At 71.9% G+C, this 23,434-nt stretch carries 25 protein-coding genes and 1 pseudogene; 14 read left to right on the top strand and 12 right to left on the bottom strand.

The window, feature by feature from the left end; all coding sequences use genetic code 11:
- Positions 1-51: 51 nt before the first annotated feature.
- The 5 genes from OIB37_RS05215 to xylB all read right to left on the bottom strand — a co-directional run bounded on the left by OIB37_RS05215 (position 52) and on the right by xylB (position 6,573).
- Positions 52-654 (bottom strand): N-acetylmuramoyl-L-alanine amidase, encoded by a 603-nt coding sequence (locus OIB37_RS05215; protein WP_330456334.1) that lies wholly within the window; start codon positions 652-654, stop codon positions 52-54.
- 61 nt (positions 655-715) lie between these two features.
- Positions 716-1,729, bottom strand: a complete 1,014-nt coding sequence (locus OIB37_RS05210) for an acetamidase/formamidase family protein (RefSeq protein ID WP_330456333.1) — start codon at positions 1,727-1,729, stop codon at positions 716-718.
- Positions 1,730-1,851: 122 nt separating this feature from the next.
- A complete protein-coding gene (locus tag OIB37_RS05205; RefSeq protein WP_330456332.1) occupies positions 1,852-3,336 on the bottom strand; it encodes an APC family permease in 1,485 nt (494 codons plus the stop codon).
- A gap of 338 nt (positions 3,337-3,674) precedes the next feature.
- Positions 3,675-4,883, bottom strand: a complete 1,209-nt coding sequence (locus tag OIB37_RS05200; RefSeq protein ID WP_330456331.1) for an ROK family transcriptional regulator — start codon at positions 4,881-4,883, stop codon at positions 3,675-3,677.
- A 244-nt stretch (positions 4,884-5,127) separates the two neighbouring features.
- Positions 5,128-6,573, bottom strand: coding sequence for a xylulokinase (gene xylB, locus OIB37_RS05195; RefSeq protein ID WP_330456330.1), 1,446 nt, complete (start codon positions 6,571-6,573; stop codon positions 5,128-5,130).
- Between the two features lie 145 nt (positions 6,574-6,718).
- Between xylB and xylA the strand changes: the two genes are divergently transcribed.
- The 3 genes from xylA to OIB37_RS05180 all read left to right on the top strand — a co-directional run bounded on the left by xylA (position 6,719) and on the right by OIB37_RS05180 (position 9,013).
- A complete protein-coding gene (gene xylA, locus OIB37_RS05190) occupies positions 6,719-7,885 on the top strand; it encodes a xylose isomerase (protein WP_330456329.1) in 1,167 nt (388 codons plus the stop codon).
- 277 nt (positions 7,886-8,162) lie between these two features.
- The gene (locus tag OIB37_RS05185) at positions 8,163-8,543 is read left to right on the top strand and encodes a hypothetical protein (protein ID WP_330456328.1); all 381 of its coding nucleotides are present in this window, start codon (positions 8,163-8,165) and stop codon (positions 8,541-8,543) included.
- 287 nt (positions 8,544-8,830) lie between these two features.
- Entirely contained in the window at positions 8,831-9,013 is a 183-nt protein-coding gene (locus OIB37_RS05180; protein WP_330456327.1) for a hypothetical protein, read from the top strand.
- Between the two features lie 92 nt (positions 9,014-9,105).
- Here the strand turns inward: OIB37_RS05180 and OIB37_RS05175 are convergent, their stop codons facing one another.
- The gene (locus tag OIB37_RS05175; RefSeq protein WP_330456326.1) at positions 9,106-10,113 is read right to left on the bottom strand and encodes a hypothetical protein; all 1,008 of its coding nucleotides are present in this window, start codon (positions 10,111-10,113) and stop codon (positions 9,106-9,108) included.
- 142 nt (positions 10,114-10,255) lie between these two features.
- Positions 10,256-10,552 (bottom strand): hypothetical protein, encoded by a 297-nt coding sequence (locus tag OIB37_RS05170; protein WP_330456325.1) that lies wholly within the window; start codon positions 10,550-10,552, stop codon positions 10,256-10,258.
- A 98-nt stretch (positions 10,553-10,650) separates the two neighbouring features.
- Between OIB37_RS05170 and OIB37_RS05165 the strand changes: the two genes are divergently transcribed.
- Complete coding sequence (locus OIB37_RS05165) at positions 10,651-11,556, top strand: oxygenase MpaB family protein (RefSeq protein WP_330456324.1); 906 nt, start codon at positions 10,651-10,653, stop codon at positions 11,554-11,556.
- Here OIB37_RS05165 and OIB37_RS05160 read toward each other — a convergent pair.
- A complete protein-coding gene (locus tag OIB37_RS05160; RefSeq protein ID WP_330456323.1) occupies positions 11,533-12,069 on the bottom strand; it encodes a PadR family transcriptional regulator in 537 nt (178 codons plus the stop codon). The two genes, OIB37_RS05165 and OIB37_RS05160, sit on opposite strands and share 24 nt — an antisense overlap.
- 117 nt (positions 12,070-12,186) lie before the next feature.
- Between OIB37_RS05160 and OIB37_RS05155 the strand changes: the two genes are divergently transcribed.
- Positions 12,187-12,942 carry an alpha/beta fold hydrolase gene (locus OIB37_RS05155; RefSeq protein ID WP_330456322.1) on the top strand — a complete coding sequence of 252 codons (756 nt, stop codon included), beginning with the start codon at positions 12,187-12,189 and terminating at the stop codon, positions 12,940-12,942.
- Between the two features lie 62 nt (positions 12,943-13,004).
- On the opposite strand, the gene OIB37_RS05150 is transcribed toward OIB37_RS05155, so the two are convergent.
- Positions 13,005-13,604, bottom strand: a complete 600-nt coding sequence (locus OIB37_RS05150; protein WP_330456321.1) for a class I SAM-dependent methyltransferase — start codon at positions 13,602-13,604, stop codon at positions 13,005-13,007.
- A gap of 152 nt (positions 13,605-13,756) precedes the next feature.
- On the opposite strand from OIB37_RS05150, the gene OIB37_RS05145 reads away from it, so the two are divergent.
- The 5 genes from OIB37_RS05145 (at position 13,757) to OIB37_RS05125 (ending at position 18,789) form a co-directional block, all read left to right on the top strand.
- Positions 13,757-14,530, top strand: a complete 774-nt coding sequence (locus tag OIB37_RS05145; RefSeq protein WP_330456320.1) for an MHYT domain-containing protein — start codon at positions 13,757-13,759, stop codon at positions 14,528-14,530.
- Positions 14,531-14,578: 48 nt separating this feature from the next.
- Positions 14,579-17,128 (top strand): sensor histidine kinase, encoded by a 2,550-nt coding sequence (locus tag OIB37_RS05140; RefSeq protein ID WP_330456319.1) that lies wholly within the window; start codon positions 14,579-14,581, stop codon positions 17,126-17,128.
- Positions 17,125-17,562 carry a roadblock/LC7 domain-containing protein gene (locus tag OIB37_RS05135; RefSeq protein WP_330456318.1) on the top strand — a complete coding sequence of 146 codons (438 nt, stop codon included), beginning with the start codon at positions 17,125-17,127 and terminating at the stop codon, positions 17,560-17,562. Before OIB37_RS05140 ends, OIB37_RS05135 begins: the two co-directional genes overlap by 4 nt.
- 20 nt (positions 17,563-17,582) lie before the next feature.
- Positions 17,583-17,996 (top strand): DUF742 domain-containing protein, encoded by a 414-nt coding sequence (locus OIB37_RS05130; protein ID WP_330456317.1) that lies wholly within the window; start codon positions 17,583-17,585, stop codon positions 17,994-17,996.
- 190 nt (positions 17,997-18,186) lie between these two features.
- Positions 18,187-18,789 carry a GTP-binding protein gene (locus OIB37_RS05125; protein WP_330456316.1) on the top strand — a complete coding sequence of 201 codons (603 nt, stop codon included), beginning with the start codon at positions 18,187-18,189 and terminating at the stop codon, positions 18,787-18,789.
- Between the two features lie 10 nt (positions 18,790-18,799).
- Here the strand turns inward: OIB37_RS05125 and OIB37_RS05120 are convergent, their stop codons facing one another.
- Positions 18,800-19,228 (bottom strand): PPOX class F420-dependent oxidoreductase, encoded by a 429-nt coding sequence (locus OIB37_RS05120; protein WP_330456315.1) that lies wholly within the window; start codon positions 19,226-19,228, stop codon positions 18,800-18,802.
- A gap of 92 nt (positions 19,229-19,320) precedes the next feature.
- Here OIB37_RS05120 and OIB37_RS05115 point away from each other — a divergent pair, with 92 nt between their 5' ends.
- Both OIB37_RS05115 and OIB37_RS05110 read left to right on the top strand, forming a co-directional pair.
- The gene (locus OIB37_RS05115; protein ID WP_330456314.1) at positions 19,321-19,734 is read left to right on the top strand and encodes a roadblock/LC7 domain-containing protein; all 414 of its coding nucleotides are present in this window, start codon (positions 19,321-19,323) and stop codon (positions 19,732-19,734) included.
- A gap of 273 nt (positions 19,735-20,007) precedes the next feature.
- Positions 20,008-20,949, top strand: a pseudogene (locus tag OIB37_RS05110) (DUF6397 family protein); the annotation flags it as partial.
- Positions 20,950-21,085: 136 nt separating this feature from the next.
- Here OIB37_RS05110 and OIB37_RS05105 read toward each other — a convergent pair.
- Positions 21,086-21,403, bottom strand: a complete 318-nt coding sequence (locus OIB37_RS05105) for a hypothetical protein (RefSeq protein ID WP_330456313.1) — start codon at positions 21,401-21,403, stop codon at positions 21,086-21,088.
- Between the two features lie 38 nt (positions 21,404-21,441).
- Here OIB37_RS05105 and OIB37_RS05100 point away from each other — a divergent pair, with 38 nt between their 5' ends.
- On the top strand, positions 21,442-21,627 hold the full coding sequence (locus OIB37_RS05100) for a hypothetical protein (RefSeq protein WP_330456312.1): 186 nt from the start codon (positions 21,442-21,444) through the stop codon (positions 21,625-21,627).
- A 109-nt stretch (positions 21,628-21,736) separates the two neighbouring features.
- Positions 21,737-22,393 (top strand): maleylpyruvate isomerase N-terminal domain-containing protein, encoded by a 657-nt coding sequence (locus tag OIB37_RS05095; protein ID WP_330456311.1) that lies wholly within the window; start codon positions 21,737-21,739, stop codon positions 22,391-22,393.
- A gap of 163 nt (positions 22,394-22,556) precedes the next feature.
- On the opposite strand, the gene OIB37_RS05090 is transcribed toward OIB37_RS05095, so the two are convergent.
- The gene (locus OIB37_RS05090; protein ID WP_330456310.1) at positions 22,557-23,426 is read right to left on the bottom strand and encodes an acyl-CoA thioesterase; all 870 of its coding nucleotides are present in this window, start codon (positions 23,424-23,426) and stop codon (positions 22,557-22,559) included.
- Positions 23,427-23,434 lie beyond the last annotated feature (8 nt).

The raw sequence follows: 23,434 nt of genomic DNA, 5'->3' as shown, positions 1-23,434 counted from the left end.
GACCCCATCGTCACGCGCCGTGTTCGCTCGGACAACCGGTTCGACGTCCGGCTAGGCGAAATTGACCATTCTGATGTAGCGGACCCAGTCCCAGTTCGGACCGGGATCGGTGTGATCGGTGCCAGGCACCTGGTAATGGCCGAGGATGTGCTCCCGGTCCTTGGGGATGCCGTGGCTGTCGCAGATCGCCGCGGTCAGCCTCGCGGACTGCTGGTAGAGGGCGTCGGTGAGATAGGCGGGCTGGTCCACCCAGCCCTCGTGCTCGATGCCGATGCTGCGGGTGTTGTAGTCCCAGTTCCCGGCGTGCCAGGCGATATCGGTCTCCCGCACGCACTGGGCGATGTGCCCGTCGGCCGAGCGGACCAGGTAGTGCGCGGACACCTTCTTCTGCGGGTTCTGGAAGATGGCCACGGTGTTGGCGTACGTCTCCTGCGTGATGTGGATGATCACACGGTCGACCGTGTACGTCGAGGGGCGGTTGGAGACGGTGTAGTTGCTCGTGCTCGCCGGCCGCCACTCGGCGGTGGGGAAGTCGACGGCCGCCCGCGCGGCCGCACGCGAGTCGGGGAGCAGTGCGTAGGGGACGGCCGCGAGGGCCGCTCCCGTCAGGAGCCGTCGCCTGCTGAGGCGCGGGCGGTCCCGGTTGTCGTCCATCGGCGGGTGCCTTTCGGGGTGGGGGATGGGGCGTCCACCAGACTGGGCTGCTGAGGTACGGTCAGAGGCCCAGCATCCGGACCGTCTCCCGCAGCCGTGTGTGCATGCCGCGGTACGTGTCCCGCGCGGGCAGCCACTCCTTGCGGAGCTTGGCCACGCATGTGTAGTTGGTGTCGCACACGTTGGCCAACGGTGATTCGACCGTCTGGGTTGCGAACTGGTACGCGTCCGGCGCACTGAATCCGTAGTCGCGCACCAGCCACTGCACCAGGTCGAGTTGCGATATCCGGAACGCGTCCTCCAAGGGGCGTGCCGAGCCGGTCGACATCAGATGCGTGTCCGACTCCAGCCGCGGCCAGGGAGTGGCGACGTCCTTGAGGAGTTCGACGATCACCACGGTGTTCATCGCGCACTCCACGGCCACCCCGCAGGTCTCGCCCTCGCCCTGCCGGGCATGCCCGTCGCCGAGGCTGAGCAGCGCACCCTCGACGTTGACCCCCAGGTAGCAGGTCACACCCGCCCGCATCTCCGGCGTGTCCATGTTCCCGCCGTGCGCGTCCGGGACCAGGGCGGAGCGCACCTCCAGATTGGCCGGTGCCACGCCCACCGTGCCGTGCATGGGGTCGAGGGGCAGCTCCACCTCGATGTCACTGTCCCGCGCCCGGAACAGGGCCGTGCGACGACTGCGGTCCAGCTGCCAGATCCACACCCGCTCGGCGAGGGGAGGCTGCAGCGTCGCCGTGGTGTGGGTGGAGGTCAGCGCCCCGAAGAGCGGCACCGTGGTCGACGCGGCCCAGTCCCGGGCCGGTTCGACGGACACGAAGTGCACGGCCACCGTGTCACCGGGCTCGGCGCCCTCGATGTGGAAGGGACCCGTCTGCGGATTGAGGAAGGGGAACTCGCAGACCTCGGACACGAGATCCTTCTCGGAGCGCACCCGGCCGTTGAAGCAGTCCTCGGTGTACAGATCGAGGACCGTACCGGGCGGGATCCGCGCCACCGCAGGAGCGCCGCCGAACGTCCAGGCGTAGGCGTCCGGCTCCGGACGGACGGTCAGGATCCGGGGATCGGTCATGGTCACATCGGCCTTTCTGCTCGGGCGGTCGTCAGCCGGGACCGGCGAGACGGTGACCAGCGGGGATGCGGTGATGCGGCGGTGCCTTGGGGGAGGGGAGGGGACGGGACGCCGGCCGTCGGTCAGCGCGGTACGGCTCCGTCCTGCCGGTCCTCGACCGCGCCGGCTTCGGCGACGTGCACCCGCGAGGTGGCGGCTATCCGCTCGGGATGACGTCGTATCAGCACGACCAGGACCACCACGCCGGCCGCCATCCAGACTCCGACGACCGGACCGGCGTACGACACCGGCGCCGTCAGCTCGGTCACGAAGTCGAACACCGGGAGACCGGCGGCCGTCAGGAGCGCCGGGACGAAGGCGGCGATGCCGAGCAGCGGGAACAGCAGATGCCGTACCGGCTTGAGCCGCTCCCTGCCACCCCGCAGGAAGTAACCCGCGCAGGCGAGGTTGACCACGATGTAGACACCCACGACGACCGTGACGATGACCGTGGCGAGAAGGAGGAACGCGGTCACCGGGTCGTAGGCGAAGCCGAGCCCCAGGACGGCGCCGACCGCGACGACGGTCTGCAGGGCGATGCCCGCCACGGGGGAGCGGTGCCGGGGATGGAGGGCGGCGAGCAGGCCGGGCAGCACCCGGATACGGGCGAGCGCGAAGGCCGTGCGGGTCGAGACGTTGGCGCACGCGTTGGCGTTGGCGATCGTGGAGTTGACCACCGCGAGGAAGACCAGAACCCAGAAGAGACCGAACGAGGCCCGGGCGACGCCCTCCCAGGACCCGGCGCCCGACGCGCCGAAGCCGGCGAACCGGTCCGGGTCGAAGTACACGGTCATCGCGTACGTCGTGATCACGTAGAACACACCGATACCCAGAGCCGCTCCGAGGACCGCGCGATGCATGGTCCGCCGGGGATCGCGCGTCTCCTCGGCGAGCGGGGCCGCCGCTTCGAAGCCGGCGAACGCCAGCACGGTGTAGACGGATCCGGCGAAGACACCGCCGACCCCGGCGTACCCGTCCGCGGTGTGCGACGTGCCGAACACCGACAGCGTGTTGGCGTCGCCGGCCTTGCCGATGAGCCAGCCGGCGAACACCAGGAACACAAGGATCTCGAAGACCCCGAGGACGGTGCCGAAGCGGGCCGAGGCACGCACCCCCAGGTAACCGGCGACCGCGATCACGGCCGCGCCCGCCAGTGACCACGGCCACCACAGGTCCGCCGGGTACGAGGACCACTCCTCGTGCAGCGTGCCCGCGGTGGTGAACCCGAGCTGGAGCAGCAGCAGTGGCGGGACGAGCATCTCGACGAAGACGTAGCCCCAGCCCACGAGGAAGCCGATCGCCGGATGGAGTCCCCGCGCGGTGTAGACGGCCACCGAGCCGGCGGCCGGTAACTCGCGTGCCAACTCCGCCACACAGGACGCGGTGAACAGGCACGCCACCAGGGCGACCAGCACCGCCAGGGGCAGACTGCCGCCCGCGAACGCGGCACCCGCCGGAATCGACGCCGCCACCGCGGCGGCCGGCGCCATCGCCGTGATGCTCTGGAACAGGACCTCGCGCAGCCCGATGGCATCACGCCGCAGCGTCCCGGTCGTCTCCTTGTGCATGCGTCCCCCGATACGTGTCAGCCTGCCGTCCTCGACGTGTGCGCGCTCCTTCGTCCCGCGAGCGCGCCGTCTCGCACGGCCGATGGCCGACGGCTGCGCCTCGCGTGATTCACGTTACGGCGCTGACGAGTTGGGCAGAAGGGTGCGCCACGGATCCGTGGACAACCGAGGGGCTGTGGACAACTCGGTCACCCGATCGAGCGGGGTCCGGTCACCCGGCGGGCCGTGCTCCGGCTACCGGCGGACCGGGTTGGGAGCTGGGAGACGGGGGCGAGGGGCGGGGGCGGGGGCCGGGAGATGGGGAGACGGGGGTGGGACGGGTGCTGTGCTCCCGGTTCTCAGGACCGTTCCGCCACCGATGCCGGATCGTCCAGGACGGCCCGGACGACCGAGTGGGCGGCGCCCAGGAGCGGGCCCTCCGGGCCCAGCCCGGAGACGGTCACCGGGCAGGCGGGACCCGCCGTACGCCCGCGCAACTCGGCTTCCAGGGGCGGCAGCAACCACGGGGCGAGACCGGCCAGGGCCCCGCCGAGGACGACCGTCTCGGGGTCGAGCAGATTGACCGCCCCGGTCAAGGCGATACCGAGGGCCGTACCGGCATCCCGCAGGGCCGCGCGCACGGCCTCGTCGCCTTTTTCAGCACGTGCCGCGAGCAGCCCGACCAGGTCCTCGTCCGGTTCGAGCCCGGCGGCGCGGAGCACCGCCTCCTCACCGGCGTACTGCTCAAGGCAGCCGCGCCCGCCACACGGGCACGCGGGCCCGTCGGGCCGTACGGGCACGTGGCCCAGTTCGCCCGCGAACCCCCGCGTGCCGCGCAGCACCTGTCCGTCCACGACCACCGCGGCGCCGATGCCGATTTCCGCCGACACGTGCAGGAAGTCGCGCGGCGTGCCGGCACCGAGCCACAGCTCGGCCAGGGCGCCGAAGTTGGCCTCGTTGTCCACGGTCAGCGGCAGGATGTCGGGCAGCAGGCCGCCCAGGTCCGCGTCGTGCCAGTCGAGGTTCGGGGCGCGTACGACCGTGCGGCCGTCCCGGGCCACCAGACCGGGCACGGCGACCGCGAGCCCGGCGGCCCACAGGCCCTCCCGCTCCACCTCGGACACGACCTGGCGTACCAGCGTCGTCAGTTCCTCGGTCACGGCCCCGGGGGCACGGCCGCGGTTCGCGCCGTGGCGCACGGCCCGTGCACGGACGGCGCCGCGCAGGTCGACGGCGCACACCGCGAGGTGGTCGACGCCGATCTCCGCGCCGATGCCGGCGGGACCGCGGCCGCTCACCGCGAGCGCCGACCCGGGCCGCCCCACCCGGCCCGGCCGTTCGGGGCCCAGCTCCTCCAGCAGACCCCAGCGGATCAGCTCCTCCACGAGGGTCGACACCGCCGCCCTGGTCAGGCCGATCGTCGAGGCGATGGCGGCTCGCGACAGCGGACCTTCCCCGCTGACGGCATGCATGACCCGAGCCAGATTGCGGCGGCGCATGCCCTGCTGGGTGTCCGGCAGGATGCGTCCCGTACCGGTCGGGCGCCCCTCGTGCAGCGGTGCGGTCATGCCTCCGTCAATCCTCGGTGTCGTCTGTGGGTGAACACGGCCGGCGGCTCGTTCTCAGGGCCGTCCCGGATACGTGCGGGCGGGGCGAGTGTCCCGTCCGTCCTCGGCGCGCGAGGTCGGCCCGGCCATCTGCCCGTCCTCGGTGCCCACGGCCGGACTCGGTGCTCCACCCGTCCAGGTACCCGCTCAAGGGGTCCGCCCAGGTAGCCGCTCAGGTGTCCACCCAAGGCATCCGCCGTACGGCTCAACGGATTTCCGGCCCCCGCTCCAGCAGCGGCCCCGCGTCGGAGAGTACCCCGGAGATACGCGCCAGCGCCGCCTCGTCCCGCTCCACCGCTTCCAGCACCGGTCCCGCGGCCGTGTTCCAGCGGCGAGCCACGGCCCCCGGGTCCTCGCCGGTCAGCAGGCCGGCCGCCTGTGCCGCGGCGCCGAGGGCGACCAGCTCCTTCGCCTCGGGCACCTGAACGGGACGCCCCGACAGCCGTCGTACCGTCTGCTGCCAGGCCGAGCCGCGAGCGCCACCGCCGATGAGGAGCAGCGGAGTGTCGCGGTCCGCGTCCTCGTCGAGGACAAGGCCGAGCGCGCCGAGCAGCGAGTGGACCGCCCCGTCGTAGGCCGCCTGCAACACCTGGCTGGCCGTGGTGTCGTGTCGCAGTCCGTGCAGCAACCCGGAGGCGTTCGGCAGGTTCGGGGTGCGCTCGCCGTCCAGATACGGCAGGAGCGTGACGGACGTTCCGGGTTCGACGGCCTCCCGGTCCAGGCCCAGCAGGGCCGCGATCCGGTCCACTGCGAGCGTGCAGTTCAGGGTGCAGGCCAGGGGCAGCCAGTCCCCGTGCGCGTCGGCGAAACCCGCCACCGTGCCGGTCGGGTCGGCGGGGCGGTGCCGGGAGACGGCGTACACGGTGCCGGATGTGCCGAGGCTGAGCACGGGGGTGCCCGCGCGCAGGCCGAGGCCGAGCGCCGCTGCCGCGTTGTCGCCCGTGCCCGGGGCCACCAGGGTGCCCCTGGAGAAGGGCAGGTCGTGACTGTCGCGCACGGTGCCGGCCACCTCGCCCGGCCGCACCACGCGGGGGAGCAGGGCCGGGTCGAGCCCCACGTGCGCCAGGATCTCCTCGTCGTACGACTCCGTCCCGGACGCCCACCAGCCGGTGCCGGAGACATCGCCGCGGTCCGTGGTGCCCTGGCCGGTGAGGCGTTCGGTGAGGTAGTCGTGGGGGAGCCGCACCGACCTGGTCGCGCGGACGGCCTCCGGCTCGTGCTCGGCCAGCCACGCCCACTTCGTCACCGTGAACGACGCGCCGGGCACACTGCCGGTGCGCTCGGCCCAGGCCTTCGGGCCGCCCAGTTCCTCGACGAGTCGACGGGCCTGCGGCGCCGAGCGGACGTCGTTCCACAGCAGCGCCGGACGCACCGGTTCGCCCCGCCCGTCCAGGGTGACCAGGCCGTGCTGCTGACCGCCGACCGACACCGCAGCCGCCTCGTGCGCCGCGTCCCCGCACTGGCGGAGCGCCTCGCACAGGGCATCCCACCACTGGCGGGGATCGCTTTCCCGGCCCGTTCTGGAGGTCACCGTGTGCGGCGCGTGGCCACTCGCCACGACCTGCCCGGTGGCCACGTCGACGACCAGCGCCTTCGTGGACTGCGTGGACGAGTCCACACCGACGACGAGTGGACCCTCGGCTGCTGACATCGGGCTCTCCCTCTCTCACGGACGGACACCGGCCGAAGCCGCTCCCGACGTCTTCGGCACACCTTCACTCTTCCCAGAGGTGCGTCCGCATACTAATTTGTAAACGGCCATGACGAAATAGTCGTACGCACCAAGGAGCCGCGGTATGAGCTACCAGCCCACCCCCGAGGACAGGTTCACCTTCGGCCTGTGGACCGTCGGCTGGCAGGGAAGGGACCCGTTCGGCGACGCCACCCGCCGTGCCCTCGACCCGGTCGAGACGGTGCGGCGTCTGGCCGCACTCGGCGCCCACGGCGTCACCTTCCATGACGACGACCTGATCCCCTTCGGCGCCTCGGACACCGAGCGCGAGTCGCACGTCAAGCGCTTCCGGCAGGCCCTCGACGCGACCGGCATGAGGGTCCCGATGGCCACCACGAACCTGTTCACGCACCCCGTCTTCAAGGACGGCGCGTTCACCGCCAACGACCGTGACGTGCGCCGTTACGCGCTGCGCAAGACCATCCGCAACATCGATCTCGCCGTGGAGCTGGGTGCCGAGACGTACGTCGCCTGGGGTGGTCGTGAGGGCGCCGAGTCCGGCGCGGCCAAGGACGTGCGCGCCGCCCTGGACCGCATGAAGGAGGCCTTCGACCTCCTCGGCGAGTACGTCACCTCCCAGGGTTACGACATCCGCTTCGCCATCGAGCCCAAGCCGAACGAGCCCCGCGGCGACATCCTGCTGCCCACCGTCGGCCACGCCCTGGCCTTCATCGAGCGCCTCGAACGCCCCGAGTTGTACGGCGTCAACCCCGAGGTGGGGCACGAGCAGATGGCCGGACTGAACTTCCCGCACGGCATCGCGCAGGCCCTCTGGGCGGGCAAGCTCTTCCACATCGACCTCAACGGCCAGTCCGGCATCAAGTACGACCAGGATCTCCGCTTCGGCGCCGGCGACCTGCGGGCCGCCTTCTGGCTCGTCGACCTGTTGGAGAGCGCCGGTTACGACGGGCCGCGCCACTTCGACTTCAAGCCGCCGCGGACCGAGGACCTCGACGGCGTGTGGGCGTCGGCTGCCGGCTGCATGCGCAACTACCTCATCCTGAAGGAGCGTTCGGCCGCCTTCCGTGCCGATCCGGAGGTCCAGGAGGCCCTGCGCGCCTCGCGGTTGGACCAACTGGTCCAGCCGACGGCGGCGGACGGCCTGCAGGCCCTGCTTGCCGACCGCGCGGCCTTCGAGGAGTTCGACATCGAGGCCGCCGCCGCCCGCGGAATGGCCTTCGAGCAGCTCGACCAGCTGGCGATGGACCACCTGTTGGGCGCACGGGACTGAGTGGCCACGCGCGCGAGACGCATTCCCCCCGGCGGCGGCGCGCACGCGCACCGATCGCCGTCTCCGGGGGTGCTGTCGGCGTGGCGCCGGTCCGCCGACTCCCTCGTGGGAGTGTGAACGGCGACGCCCGCGCGGGAGTGCGAACACGCGCTTCCTCCCGCAACGAACGAAGTCCTTCGCGTGGGGTGCGAAGTGAGCGTGCGGCCGTCGGTGCGAGCCGGTATCAGCTTCCGCGCGCGGGTCGCCCTGCGGCCGGGCGGCCGCGAGGCTGGACGGCATGTCCCTGCTGCCCGTACAGCCTCCGCCGCCCGAACCGCCGGGTGGTGCGTGGGGTGAGCCGGTCCGGCCGCGCCTTCCGGAGCCGCCCTGGCGGGTCCGTGGCTCACTGCTCGCCGTCCTGGCGTGGCTGGTGGCCACGGCGGCCGTCGTCGTGGTGGTGCTCACGGCCGCCGGGCATCCCGGCTCGCCCGACGGCAGATCCCCGGAAGGAAGCGGCGCGAGCGCGGGCGGCTCTCCGTGGCCTTCGGCCGGTCTCCCCGCCGAGGCGCCCGACCCGATGACGTCACAGCCGCCGACCGGGCTGCCGCCGGGTTCTTCGAGTGCGCTGCCCAGTGAGAGCCGGCCGCTCGTGTCGCCCTTCCCGGACGAGATGCTCTGAGAGGGCCTTCGCAGGACCTCGGTCCGGCCGCGCGGTCCGCAAGCCGGCGTCGCAGGCCTGACGTCGCAGGCCGGGCGCCGGACGTCGACGGCCGGATGCCGGATGCCGGATGCCAGATGCCGGACGCCGGACGTACGGCACGGTTGTCGTTCCAGCGCTTACTCTGTGACCTGGACCACTAGGGGTGCGCCTCAGGGATGTCTCAGGGTCGGCGTCTGGAACCGTGGGGCACGCGAGGCCGTTCTCAGTGCAGAGAGCGGCGGTGGGCCGCGAAGGAGGCGACGCACATGTCCAAGAACGCGAAGATCGCCGTCGGGGGTGTGGCGGTCGGGCTGATCCTGCTGCTGTGGCTTCCCTGGTGGGTGTCCTTCCTGATCGTGGTGGGAGTCCCGGTCGCCGCGTACCTGGCGCTGGACCCCTCGCAGCGACGCAGGCTCCGCCGGGCCACGCGCAAGGAACTCGGCCGCTGAGGCCTGCGGCCGGGAGCGGCTCGCCGCGGTGAGCCCGGCCGCGTGACGGAGCATGGCGAGCCGCGCCTCCGGAGGAGGCGCGGCCTCGCGGCTCAGCTGGGTCGTACCGCCATCTTGTCGAGTGCCTCCAGCAGGCCCGGCAGCTCAGGGCCCCGGCCCACGGGCAATACCTCGCCGGGCTCCTCGTCGAGCAGGACGAACGCGATGTCGTCGGTGCGAGCCACCATCGACCAGCCGGGTCCGTCGGCGCGCAGGGTGCGGGCGTCGCCGGGGGCGAACGACGAGCGCACTCGTCCCAGTGGCGGTGGCGAGTCGAGGTACGCGCGCACCTCCGCGAGCACGCGGCGAACCCCCCTGTGGCCGCTCTTCGACGGGCCCTCCTTGGCCTCGGCCGTGGCCGGAGCGACCGTCGCGGCTGCGGCCTCGGCGGGAGCGACGACCGCAGCAGCCTCGGAAGACACGGCATCAGTGGCCTTGTCGGCCGCAGGGGACTCAGAGAGCTCGGAAATCTCGGAGGGCTCAGTGGCCTCTACGGTTTCCGCAGCCTCCTTCGCCTCTGCCTTCGCCTCCGCCGCCCCTGGCGTCGCCCCGTTGGTGGAGAAGTCGTCGTCGGTGATCTGCCCGCGCCAAGCCGCCCACTGCAGGGCGATCTCGTCGGCGCCCAGGCGCCGCTGCGCGGGCCCCCAGGAGCTGGTGTCCGGCGGGGCCAGCGGGGGCTGGTCCGCGGTGTCCGGGCCGGGATCGTGGGGCGCGGGCACGCCGGGTGCGGCTACGGCGACGGCCAGCGGCCACCCGGGCAGGGCGGCCACTACCGTGCGCTCGTCCGGCGACAGTTCGTACTCCATGCCGCAGTCCCAGGAGGCGATCGCCACGGCGACCAGCGAGACGTCGTCGATGACGACCGTCCACCGTGCGCCCTCACCGTCCTGGCCGATGACCAGCCCGTACCCGTCGGCGCGCGGCGCGAGTTCCAGCGCCGCGCAGGCCTCCGGATAGTCGTCCCCGAGCACGCTCGGGAACTGCGCCGGCGTCAGCAGCACCGCGGTGAGTACGTACAACGCCTCGTCCGCGGCGGCGGCCTCGTCGTCCGTCCCGGCCATCCCAGCCTCCCCAGTGGTTCGTCCAACGGCGCGCACCCTAGTGCGACCGGATGGCGCTTGTCACGACTCCGCACACCGCGTGGAGCTGCAGGTTTCCACCTGGACGGGGGCGAAACACCTCCTTCCGAAAGAAGTGCCTCCCTCAGGCCGCCGGCAGCCCGAGCAGGTCCCGCGCCACCGAGTGCGGCGAGGTGTCGCGCTCCCGGGCGAGCGCGATGACGGCCCGGCACGCCAGCTCACTCACGCCGAACGACAGCGCCTCCGGCGACACCCAGGCCGACGCTTCGTCGATCCCGTCCTGATCGTCCTCCGCGCAGGCCGCCACATAGGCGGCCGCCGCTTCGAACAAGTTGTGCGCACGCCTTTTCGGGCCCTCCGCGGCCTCCGTACGTGGGGAGATGCGAAACCTGACGGCGTACTTGCGAATCGCGTCGAACACGAGAACCACCTTCCGCCCGAACGGGGTCGTTACCGATCGCCCATCTGTTCCTGTTCAACGTAGAGTTGGAGTTTCGGCAGCAGAAGGGGGACGCAGCGGTGAAGCGCTTCGACCGGCTCGAGCGGATCCGTCGGATGGACCCGGTGAGGGACGCCCCGGAGATCTACCGGCTCAGCGCGGCGTTCGAATTCCCCTGGGACTACGCACGAGCCCTGGAGCTGGCCCTCTACCGCACCTACGCCGTCCCCAGTATCGGGCGGCTGCTCGCGGAGACGGCGGAGCTGACCGACCGTACGCAGAAGCGGTACGACGACACCGTGCTCCTGCTGGACACCGTTGTGGAGCACGGCTTCGCCGCGGAGGAAGGCCGTACGGCGATCCGCCGCATCAATCAGATGCACCGCAGTTACGACATCAGCGACGACGACATGCGTTACGTGCTGTCCACCTTCGTCGTGATGCCCAGGCGCTGGATCGACGCCTACGGCTGGCGGCGCCTGTCACGGCACGAGATCGTCGCCACCACCGAGTACTACCGCACCCTCGGCCGCCACATGGGCATCCCCGACATCCCCGAGACCTACGAGGAGTTCGAAGCCCTCCTCGACGCCTACGAACAGGCCCACTTCGCCTGGGACGAACGCGCGCGGCAGGTCTCCGACGCCACACTCGGCCTGATGGCGTCCTGGTATCCGCGACCGGTGGCCCCCCTGCTGCGCACGGCGACACTCGCGCTGCTCGACGAACCCCTGCTGCGGGCCTTCCGCTACCAGGCGCCGGGCGCGGCCACCGCGTCCCTCGTGCGCCGCGCGGTGCGAGCCCGGGGCCGTGTCGTCCGGCTGCTGCCGCCGCGCAGCGCCCCGCATTTCGCCCGGCAGAACTGGGAGGTCAAGGGCTATCCGAACGGCTACCAGGTGGCCGGCCTGGGCACCCGTCCGGTCCCGGGCCTGGGTGGGTGCCCGGCGCGGCACCGGGACGCCTCATCGGCCGACGCTCTCGAGTGAGGTGAGTGTGTCGCGCAGCCAGGTCAGTTCGGCCCGGCTCGTGGCACGCGCGATCGTGAGGATGCCGCGCCGGAACGGGTCGTCCAGTTCCTCGGCGGGCAGCGGCCGGTCACCGTCGTAGAAGAAACTCGCGGGCTCCTCCAGGAAGGTCAGCCTGCGCCGCAGTACGGCCGCCTGGGCCGCGGGGGCGTCGTCCAGGTGCCGCAGGAACGCGAGCAGAGTGAACCACTGGTTCTCGTCGGTGATCTCGCGCTGCGCGGGCTCGGACAGACGCCGCCTCAGCTCCCGCCTGCCGTCGTCCGTGAGGGTGAGGACATGGCGCGGTGCGGCCACGGCGCCGGGCTCGGTGGCCCTGGCCAGCAGACCTGCCTTCTCCAGTCGCTTGATCGCCGGGTACAGCGTGCTTTCGGCGACGGGCCGTACGTGCCCTGTGAGCGCGGCGATGTGCCGGCGCAGGACGTACCCGTGCAGCGGGGTGTCGTAAAGGAATCCGAGGATGGCGAGTTCCAGCATGACCGCATTCTCTCGCAGCAACGCTGTACATCCATCCCGGAGTAGTGTGTTGACGTAATACATCGGCACCGATGTATTGTGCTGTGCGCGTCACCGCACACACGGAGGAGGGGCACGGTGCAGCAGGCCGAGTTCGATGACAAGGGGAGCCGGATCCGCTGGACGGAGGTTCCCGGCGCGCAGCCCGCGCGCGTGTATCTGCACGGGCTCGGATCGATGTCCGCCGTGTACCACGCGCACATCGTGGCGCGGCCGGAACTGGCGGGCAGGCGCAGCCTGCTGGTGGATCTCCCCGGGCACGGGGTCAGTGACCGGCCCGAGCACTTCGGCTACACGCTGGAGGAACACGCGGACGCCGTGGCGGTCGCGTTGGACCATGCGGAAGTCACCGGCGCCGAGCTGATCGCCCACAGCATGGGCGGCGCCGTCGCCGTCGTCCTCGCGCGCCGGCGGCCCGACCTCGTCTCCCGGCTGGTGCTGTCGGAGGCGAATCTCGACGCGTTCCCCCGGCCCACGGCGGGCAGCAGCGGAATCGCCGCCTACGAGGAGGAGGAGTTCGTGGAAAGCGGGCACGCACGCGTGCTGGAAGCCGTGGGCCCGCTGTGGGCGGCCACCATGCGGCTCGCCGATCCCCGTGCGCTGCACCGCAGTGCCGTCGGCCTCCGGCAGGGATCGGACCCGGTGATGCGGACCATTCTGGAAGGCCTGGAGATCGAGCGCGTCTACCTTCAGGGTGAGCACAGCGGTGAACTGCGCGGCAGAGAGCAGCTGGAAGCCGCCGGGGTCCGCGTGGTGACGGTGCCCGGCGCGGGGCACAACATCATGTTCGACAACCCCGACGCCTTCGCGGCGGCCGTCGCGGGACGGTACTGAGCCCCGCCGGCCCGCCGGCCCGCCGGCCCGTCCGCGCGATCGCCCCTCAGCCCGTCAGTTCCTCAGCCCTCGCGCACCGCCAGCGCGAGGAAGCGGTCGTCCTCGTCGACGTACGACGTCATGCGCCATCCCGAACGGGCCAGAAGAGGGCCCAGGTTGGCCTCGTCCCGCAGGTCCTCAGGGGTGAGCCGGCGTCCGTGGCGTGCGGCCAGGGCCGCCCGGCCGATGGGGTGGAACAGCGCGAGCACGCCGCCGGGGCGCACCACGCGGGCCAGCTCCCGCAGGTTCTCCACGGGCTGCGCGAGGTGCGCGATCAGGCCCGCGGCGAATACGGCGTCCAGGCAGTCCGGCCGCAGGGGCAGCGCGGCGACGTCGGCGAGCAGCAGCAGCCCGTCGCGGTCCCTGCCGGCCTCCGTGGCGGTCCGGATCATCTCCGGGGTGAGGTCGGCCCCGATCACCACTCCCGAGGGCCCCACGGCGGCACGCAGGGGTGGCAGGGCGCGGCCCGTGCCGCAGCCCGCGTCGAGCACGCGGTCGCCCGCGCGCAGGCCCAGCTCGGCCACGGCGGCGGCGTAGGCCGGACCGTCGTCGGGGAACCGGCTTTCCCAGCCCGCCGCCCGGGCGCCGAAGAACTCCTGGACGTGTGTGTGGTCGTCGCTCATACTCCGCATGATCTCTCACCGTCACGAGTGATGCGGCTGTGTGCACGTTCGCACAAAACGCGATCACTCTGTCACACCGCTGTGTCATATTGTGACACCTTTCGGAATGCGCCCCCTTTGTGCACCCATGCCCCGGCTAGCGTCCCGGGGTCATGGGACACCTGGACCACGCCGCCTTCGGCTGGCTGACCCCCGCACTGTCGTACGTGATGGCCTGCATAGGCGCCGCACTGGGACTGCGCTGCACCATGCGCGCGCTCACCGCCACCGGCCGCTCGCGCCGCAACTGGCTCGTCACCGCCGCCTCCGCGATCGGCACCGGCATCTGGACCATGCACTTCGTGGCCATGCTCGGCTTCCGCGTCAGCGGCACCGACATCCGCTACGACGTGCCGTTGACCATCCTCAGCCTCGTCGTCGCCATGGTCGTCGTCTGCGGCGGCGTCTTCGCCGTCGGCTACAGCCGGGACCGCAACCGGGCGCTCCTCCTCGGCGGTGTCGCCACCGGACTGGGCGTCGCCAGCATGCACTACCTCGGCATGGCGGCGGTCAGGCTGCACGGCCACGTGAGCTACGACCCCGTCCTCGTCGGCGTGTCGGTGCTCATCGCGGTGGTCGCCGCGACCGCGGCCCTGTGGGCGGGTCTCAACATCAAGTCGCCCGTCGCGGTCACCCTCGCGTCCCTCGTCATGGGCGCGGCGGTCAGCAGCATGCACTACACCGGCATGTTCGCGGTGAGCGTCCGCGTCATCCCCGCCGGCGGGGCGCTGCCCGGGGCCACCGCGATGCAGTTCATCTTCCCCCTCGCCGTCGGCCTCGGGTCCTATCTGTTCATCACCTCGGCCTTCGTCGCCCTCTCACCCACGGCGGACGAGCGCGAGGCGTCCGCCTCGGCCACACGGTCCGTCGAGAGCGCCGCCCACTAGCGCAGGCCCGGTCCGAGAGCCCCGAACCACGTACCGAGCGAGGAGGCCATGCGCCCACCCCGAAGCACACCGAAGGCCGGCCCCCCGGCACAGTCCCCGCCCCCTCGGCGCGGCCGCCGCGCGCACGCCGGACCCCCGGCCGACGAGGTCGTGGACCCGCTCCTCGGCACCGCGCCGGACCAGGCGCCGCCCGCCGCCGGACGCTGGCGCATGCGTCCCCGGACCGTGCGCGCCAAGGTGGTCTGCCTGCTGATGGTGCCCGTCGTCTCCCTGCTCGCCCTGTGGGCGTACGCCACCGTCACCACCGCCCAGGACGTCGCCCGGCTGCGTCAGTCCCAGCGCGTCGACGCCGAACTGCGCACCCCGGTGGCCGCGGCCGTGACCGCCCTTCAGACCGAGCGGGCCGCAGCCGTGCGCTATGCCACCGACCCGGGCCCGGCACGCGGGGACGACCTCGAAAGCCTCGCCGACCGCACCGACCGGGCCGTGGCCGAACTACGGCTCGGCGGCGACCACACCGTCGCCGACAGCCAGGAACTGCCTGCCGCCGTCGCCGGGCGCCTGGAAGCCTTCGTCGCCGGCGCCGCACACCTGCGCACGCTGCGAACGGCCGTACTCGACCGCGAGACCGGCTGGGACACGGCCTACACGCAGTACACGAAGACCATCGCGGACGCCTTCGCGGTGGACGGCGCGCTCACCGCCATCCAGCAGCACGACGTCGGATCCGACGCGCGCGTACTGCTCGAATTCTCCCGTGCCGCGGAGGCGCTGGCCCAGGAGGACGCCGTCCTCGGCAGTACGCACCCCACCGGCCGGATACCCGCCGACCGACTGAGGCTGTTCGACGCCGCCGTCGCCACGCGCCGCGCCCTCACCGACGCGGCCGTCGCCGACCTGCCGGAGTCGCAGCGCGCCACCTGGCACCGGCTTACCGACACCAACGCCTACGCCACCCTCACGGCCACCGAGGACAGGATCCTCGCCGCCGCACCCGGCGCCAAGGCGGTCGACACGTCACCCGCGGCCCCCTGGACCACCGCCCACGCGCGCGTGCGCGACGGCATGAGCGGCGTAGCGGCGGACGCCGGCCGTGCCGTCGCCGGCCGCGCCGACCCCTTCACGCGTGGACTGCTCACCCCGGCGGGCGCGGCCGTGCTCTTCGGACTGGCCGCCGTCATCGCGTCGCTCGTCATCTCCGTGCGCATCGGCCGCGGCCTGGTGGTCGAGCTGGTGAGCCTGCGCAACGACGCTCTGGGCATCGCCCGCCGCAAACTCCCCGCGGCCATGCGGAAACTGCGCGCCGGCCAGGAGATCGACATCCAGGCGGAGGCGCCTGCCGGACCACCCGCGGAGGACGAGACCGGCCAGGTGGCGGAAGCCCTGACGACCGTGCACCGTGCGGCCCTGCTCGCCGCCGTGGAGCGTGCCGAGCTCGCCAGCGGCATCTCCGGGGTCTTCGTCAACCTCGCCCGCCGCAGCCAGGTCCTGGTCCACCGCCAGCTCAACCTCCTGGACAGCATGGAGCGGCGCTCCGACGACCCCGACGAGCTGAGCGACCTGTTCCGGCTCGACCACCTCACCACCCGCATGCGCCGCCACGCGGAGAGCCTGATCATCCTCTCCGGGGCGGCACCCGGCCGCGCCTGGCGCATGCCGGTGTCCCTCACCAACGTCGTACGCGCCGCCGTGTCCGAAGTCGAGGACTACGCGCGCGTGGAGGTACGTCAGTTCCCCGCGGCCGCCGTCATCGGCACCGCTGTCGCCGACCTCACCCACCTGCTCGCCGAGCTGGTCGAGAACGCCGCCCAGTTCTCCCCACCCCACACGCGTGTGCGGGTCACCGGTGAACCCGTCGGTAACGGCTACGTGCTCGAAGTCGAGGACAGAGGCCTCGGCATGGGCGCCGAAACCCTCGCGGAGGCCAATCGGCGCATCGAACAGTCCGAGGCCCTTGACCTGTTCGACAGCGACCGTCTCGGACTGTTCGTGGTCAGCAGGCTCGCTGCCCGGCACGGCATCAGGGTGCACCTGCGTACCTCCCCCTACGGGGGCACCACCGCCGTCGTACTGCTGCCCACCGCCCTGCTGCACAACGGGTCCGCGGAACGCCCCGCCCAGGAAGCGCGGGAACACCCGGAGCGGGAAGACGGGTACGCGCGCGTACCCGACATACCCCCGCCGCCGGCCGCGGTCAGGGCACAGGCAGGCCGGCCCGCCCTGACGGTCACCGCCTCGGCCCCATCGGCCCCCACTCCCTCGGTTCCGGCCCCTTCGGCCCCGGCGCACGAGCCCCCGCCTCCGGGAGTCACCACGCTGAGGCTGCACCGGCCCCCGGACGATCCCGAGTCCTCCGAGGACCTCCCGCGCCGCGTGCGCCAGGCGAGCCTCGTCCCCCAGCTCCGCCGGCAGCGCCCCGACGAACCGGCGCCCGAACACGCTTCGCGCGACGACGACCGGCGCACCCCCGAACTCGTACGGGACCGCATGGCGGCCTACCGCGACGGCTGGGCACGCGGCGGGGGCAGACGGCCCGGTCGCGGCGCCGCCCCGGAACCCGGAACGGGCAGTGACAGTGATGAAGGAGACCCGGCATGATCCAGGACCCGAACATGAGAGGTGCCCAGCGGCCCGGTGAACTCGACTGGCTGCTGGACGACCTGGTGATGCGGGTGAGCGAGGTACGACACGCCGTCGTGCTGTCCAACGACGGCCTGGCCGTCGGCGCATCCACCGGCCTCGCGCGCGAGGACGCGGAACATCTCGCCGCCGTGGCCTCCGGCTTCAACAGCCTCGCCAAGGGTGCCGGCCGGCACTTCGGGGCGGGCGGCGTGCGCCAGACGATGGTGGAGATGGACGACGCCTTCCTCTTCGTGGCCGCCGCCGGCGACGGCTCCTGCCTCGCCCTCCTGACCGCGGTCACCGCCGACATCGGCCTGGTCGCCTACGAGATGGCACGTCTGGTCAAGCGGGTGGGCGAGCACCTCTACACGGCACCCCGCGTGGGTGCCCAGCCGCCCGCGGCCGGATGAGCCGGAAAGAACCGGCACGGATGACCGACATCCCGATCGACGGCCCGCGTGAGCAGGGCAGCCAGTGGTACGACGGCGAGGCCGGGCCGCTGGTCCGCCCCTACGCCATGACCGGCGGGCGCACCCAGCCGGGCCCCACCGGAGTGCGCTTCGACCTGATCGCGCTCGTCGCCCTCGACCCCGTCGCAGCGGCGGCGGACGACGACACCGCGCTCGGCCCCGAACACCGAACACTGATCGACCTGTGCCGCACGGAGACACAGTCGGTCGCCGAACTCGCGGCGGACGCGGACCTCCCCGTCGGCGTGGTCAGGGTGCTCCTCGGCGACCTCCTGGAGATGGGCCGTGTCACCGTCAGCCGCCCGGTCCCTCCGGCGCACCTGCCCGACGAACGGATTCTGCGCGAGGTCATCGCCGGATTGCGGGCTCTGTAGATGAACGTTCGCGCCCGAACGGGCGTCGCCCCACACGCCGATCCGCACGTATTCGGCAACCATCCGGGCGCGAGTCGGTCACATCAGATGCAATTCAGTCCGAGCCCGCGCCGTGGCGCCGGAGTTGTCATCATGCTGACTTCGTCCCCGGGTCCATCGACCGCAGCCGGCCCTCCCGAGAGAAGTGATCATGGCCTCTGAGCACTCCGACGCCGCCGGCGACACGTCCGCCCTGGCGCTGAAGATACTTGTCGCCGGCGGATTCGGCGTCGGCAAGACGACCCTGGTCGGGGCCGTCAGCGAGATCCGGCCGCTGCGCACCGAGGAACTGCTCAGCGAAGCAGGTCAGTCGGTGGACGACACGGACGGCGTGGACCACAAGGTCACCACGACCGTGGCCATGGACTTCGGACGCATCACCATCCGCTCCGGCCTCTCCCTGTACCTCTTCGGGACGCCGGGCCAGGACCGCTTCTGGTTCCTGTGGGACGAGCTGTCGCAGGGCGCCCTCGGCGCCGTGGTCCTGGCGGACACCCGGCGGCTGGAGGACTGCTTTCCGGCGGTCGACTACTTCGAACACCGGCGCATCCCGTTCGTCGTGGCCGTCAACTGCTTCCCCGGGGCGCGCTCCTACGGTGCCCGCGACGTCAACCGCGCCCTCGACCTGGACCAGGGCACACCCGTGGTCCTGTGCGACGCGCGCGACCGGGACTCCGGCAAGGAAGTGCTCATCAGCCTCGTCGAGTACGCCGGGCGGATGCACACCGCCCGGCTCCTCGACTCGGTCGGCTGAGCCCCGCCCTTCAGTCCGTCATGTCCTTCAGCGCCACCACACGGTCGATGGTGGCTCTGACCAGCAGTTCGCCCGGCACGCCGTTGCGGGCGCCGAACTCCTCGGCGCGCTCCTCGCCCATGTACCGTGCGGCGATCCGGGTGGCCCAGTGGCGTACCTCGTCCAGATCCTCCGACAGCCGGGCGTGGCCGTTCAGCGTCACGAAGGAGAACGGTGGCCGGTCGTCGTCCACACACAGGGCGATCCGGCCGTCACGGGCGATATTGCGCCCTTTCACTGTATCGGCGCCGGTGTTGAAGACCAGCTCGTCGCCGTCCAGCAGAAACCAGATCGGTGCGATATGAGGGCTCCCATCGGCCCGTACGGTCGCCAGCTTGCCGGTTCGGGTGCCGTACGAGACGAACGCCCGCCATTCCTCGTCGGTCATCTTCTGTGCCATACGTCCATCCTGCTTGCCCGGGCGCCGGAGGTGGGGAAGGCTGGCGGAGAGATCCTCCGGCCTGGGGGAGACGTCACACGGGGAGACGGAACATGGCGCAGAACCAGGGACTTGGCTGGCTCCTGGACGATCTGACAGAGCGGGTGGACCACGTACGGCACGCGCTGGTCCTGTCGAACGACGGACTGGTCACCGGAGCGAGCACCGGACTCCGCCGCGAGGACGCGGAGCATCTTGCCGCCGTCGCGTCCGGACTGCACAGCCTGGCCAAGGGCTCGGGACGCCACTTCAGCGCGGGCCGGGTGCGGCAGACGATGATCGAGTACGACGACGCCGTACTGTTCGTCACCGCCGCGGGCGCGGGCAGCTGCCTGTGCGTGCTGAGCGCGGCGGACGCCGACATCGGCCAGATCGCCTACGAGATGACCCTGCTCGTCAACCGCGTCGGCGAACACCTCGGTGTGGACGCCCGCCAGCCCGAACGTACTCCGATGATGGATCTCTGACCTGCGTGTTCCTCCCGCTCGGTGGAGTTATCCACAGGCTCGCCACGAGATGCGCCGATCCGGCTACCGTGTGTGTACGGCGATCGCACAGGGCGTGAGCCACCCACTCCACGGGGGAGTACGAGCATGCAGGGAAGCACTGTCGGCCCACTCCGCACCGACGAACCGCTCCACACCGATGCCCCACTTCGTGCCGAGGTCCTACTTCGTACCGGCACTCCACTTCGTACCGGCGCCCCGCCATCTCGCGCCGGCGTCGCGTCCCGCACCGGCGCCCCGCCATCTCGCGCCGTCACCAGCACGCCGGGCCGCGCGGCTCGGGAACTGGGGCTCAGGCGGAGCGACTTCGATCTGGCCGTTCGCCTCGGCCGCATCCGCACGGTGCCCGACGAGGGCGGCACAGGGAGCCGCAGGGTCGCGCGGTCCGAGATCGACCGGCTACGCGCCGAGGACGGCTTCCCGGAGACGCTCCGGCAGCGCGTGCGGATCGTGGGGACGGCGGAGGGCGCCGCGCTCATGGGTATCTCCGCGGGCAGGTTCACGCGGCTCGCCCGCCTCGGCCTGCTGGTGCCCGTGCGCTTCTACCTGAACCGCTACCGGGCCGTGGTCTGGCTCTATCTGGCCGAGGAACTGAGCCAGTTCACGGCCGGCGGCGAGAACGCGCACCTGCTGCAGGGGCGCACCCCTGAAACCCTGAGGAGCCAGGTGGCCGCGGGCGTGGATCTGCGCGCCCGCAACTGGCGGGGACGATATCTCGGATTCCTGCTCCGGGAGGCCGAGGACCCCTGGGCGCGAGCCGGGGCCGTGGCCGCCTTCCTCGAACCCGGCGAGGTCGAGGACATCGTCAGGGATCCAGGTGAACGGGCCCGGTTGAACCGGTCGCGGACCGCTCCGCCCGCGCACGGCGCCCCGGGCTCACCCACCGCGCGCCTCGCCGAGGACCTCATGACGGCACAGGACGCGGACGAAATCCGCTGGCTCCGTGCCGACTTGGCGCAGGCGGTGGAGGAGGCCCGCACCCGCCTGCCGGCACCGACCGCGGACGGCGACCACGCACCCCCACGCGATGTGCCTCGGGAGCGCCGCGGGCTGCGCGACTGGTGGCGCTTTCGTCCCGTCGGCCGAGCGCGATCAGTTCGAGCTGGACGTTGTCGGACGTCCGCGCCCAGGTATCCGGCGGTGTCGGTTTCGTCGGCCGCACCGGTGCGTTCCTGAACCGGCGACGGATTCTCAGTCCGCGGCCTTGACCGCTTCGACCAGGGCGTCCGCCGCGAGAAGTCCGAGACTGTTGGAGGCGAGTGGACTGTCACCGGTGAGGAGCCTCCGGTCCTGGTGCGTCCTGCCTGTCATGTCATCGTTGATGACCTTCAGCCCTTGCTCTCGCAACAGGCCGGCGACGAGCCACGGCAGGGAGGGCTTCGTACCTCGCCATGACCGCTTCGTCTTCTTCCGGCAGGGCCCACAGTTCGAGCTTCGCCGGGTAGCCGCCCACGGTGGCGACGTCGACGTCGAAGCCCGCCTCCATCATGTGGTGAGCCGGAAGGAGCATCTCGACCGGGTGGTTGCCCGTGGAGAACATCTTCTCGTTCTCCACCAGTACGTACCGCTCCGCGGCCGCGATCACGAGCACCTTCCACTTGCCTCCGGTGTAGGCGCCCTTGTGCCGCACACCGTCGAAGTTCGTCTTCGGTGACGTGTACTGGCTCGGTGAGTACGGCGAGTGCCCGGGCCCGGGGTGAGAGCGGGCCGACGACCGCCCAGGTCATGGACCACGTCCTCGCACCCCGGCACTTCCGCGTCCTGTTCGGCGTCGAGCCGACCGACGGCGCCTACGCCCGAGGGCTGGTGGACGAGATCCTCACCTGCTCCCCGGCCGCGGCAGGGGCTCACTGAGACACGGTTCAGAGGACTCGTGCCGGCGCTGGACGTGGGGCGCGGAGCGGTGAGCGCGCGGGCCCGCGGGTGCTTGTCCGTCGTTGCGGCACCGCACTACGGTGCCGGGGTGGATCTCTTCTCGGTGTCCTGGGCGGCGTTGCGCGCGGTCGTCGCCGCACTCCCGGACAAGGATTTCGAGCGGCCCTCCGGCTGCGGCGGCTGGCTCGTGCGGGACCTGGTGTGCCACCTGATCATCGACGCCCAGGATGTCCTGATCACCCTCGTCACTCCCGCCGATGCGGAACCGACCGTCGACGCGGTGGCCTACTGGCAGATCGAGGACCAGCCGCCGACCGGGCAGGACCCGCTCGACGCGCTCACCGTCCGGCTGGCCGCCGCGTACGGGGAGCCACGCCTGCTCAGGTTCCACCTGGACGACGTCGGCGGCGCCGCCGGACGCGCCGCCGCACTGGCCGACCCCGTAGCCCTGGTGAGTACCCGTGGTGAGGTCCTCACCGCGGGTGAATACCTCACCGCGTACGTCCTCGAATGGACGCTGCACCACCTCGACCTGCTGGCGCACCTCCCGGACGTGCCGGAACCGCCCGCCGAGGGCCTGGCACGATCCCGCGGGATGCTGGAGCGGATCGCAGGCGTCGCGTTCCCCGCGTCGTTCACCGACAAGGACGCGCTGCTGGTCGGGACCGGCCGCCGGGAACCGACCGGCGCGGAGACGGCCGAACTCGGCGGCGCGGCCACGAGACTGCCGGTCTACCTCGGCTGACACGGGTGACCACGGCTGACACGGCTGAACGGCGGCAGTGGCGGCCGCGGGCCAGCACCGCGGGCCGGCCGCGGTGTTTGTGGAACGGCTGTGCCGGCCGGTACAGCCGTTCCCGGCCGGCCGCTCCGACCGGCACCGGTGGGTCAGGTCGGGTCAGGTCAGGTCAGTCGAGCTTGCGGAACAGTCCCTCCTGCACCACGGACACGATCAGCTGGCCCTCGCGGTTGTAGATGCGGCCCCGGGCCAGTCCACGGCCGCCGATCGCGATCGGGGACTCCTGGTCGTACAGGAACCACTCGTCCGCGCGGAAGGGCCGGTGGAACCACATGGCGTGGTCCAGCGAGGCCAGGTCGAAGTTCCGCGGGCCCCAAAGGGGTTCGACGGGGATGCGCACCGCGTCCAGGAGCGTCATGTCGCTCGCGTAGGTCAGCGCGCAGGTGTGCACCAGCGGGTCGTCGCCGAGCGGCCCGACCGCGCGCATCCACACCGCGCTGCGCGGCTCGGCGCCCTGGATGTCGTCGGCGTTCCAGCGCAGCCGGTCGACGTACCGGATGTCGAAGGGCTGGCGGCGCGCCATCCGCTCCAACTGCTCGGGCAGCTTGCCGAGATGCGCGCGGATCTCGTCGGAGACCGTCGGCAGCGACTCCGGGTCCGGGACCTCGCGGGCCGGCGGCAGCTGGTGCTCGAACGGCCCCTCCTCGGGCTTGTGGAAGGAAGCGGTCAGATTGAAGATCGTGCGGCCCTGCTGCACGGCCGTGACCCGGCGCGTGGTGAACGAGCGCCCGTCGCGGACGCGCTCCACCTGGTACACGATCGGCACGCCCGGGCGTCCCGGGCGCAGGAAGTACGCGTGCAGCGAGTGCACGGGCCGGTCGCCCTCCGTGGTGCGGCCGGCGGCGACCAGCGCCTGGCCCGCCACCTGCCCGCCGAAGACCCGCTGCAGGGACTCCTCGGGGCTCAGGCCGCGGAAGATGTTGACCTCGATCTGCTCCAGGTCGAGGAGGTCGACCAGTCGCTCGGCCGGGTTCGTCATGGGGTGGT

This window comes from Streptomyces sp. NBC_00820, from assembly GCF_036347055.1.
Taxonomy (GTDB): domain Bacteria; phylum Actinomycetota; class Actinomycetes; order Streptomycetales; family Streptomycetaceae; genus Streptomyces.
Note: the sequence above shows the minus strand (reverse complement) of the source record. Positions and strands in the feature narration are given on the sequence as shown.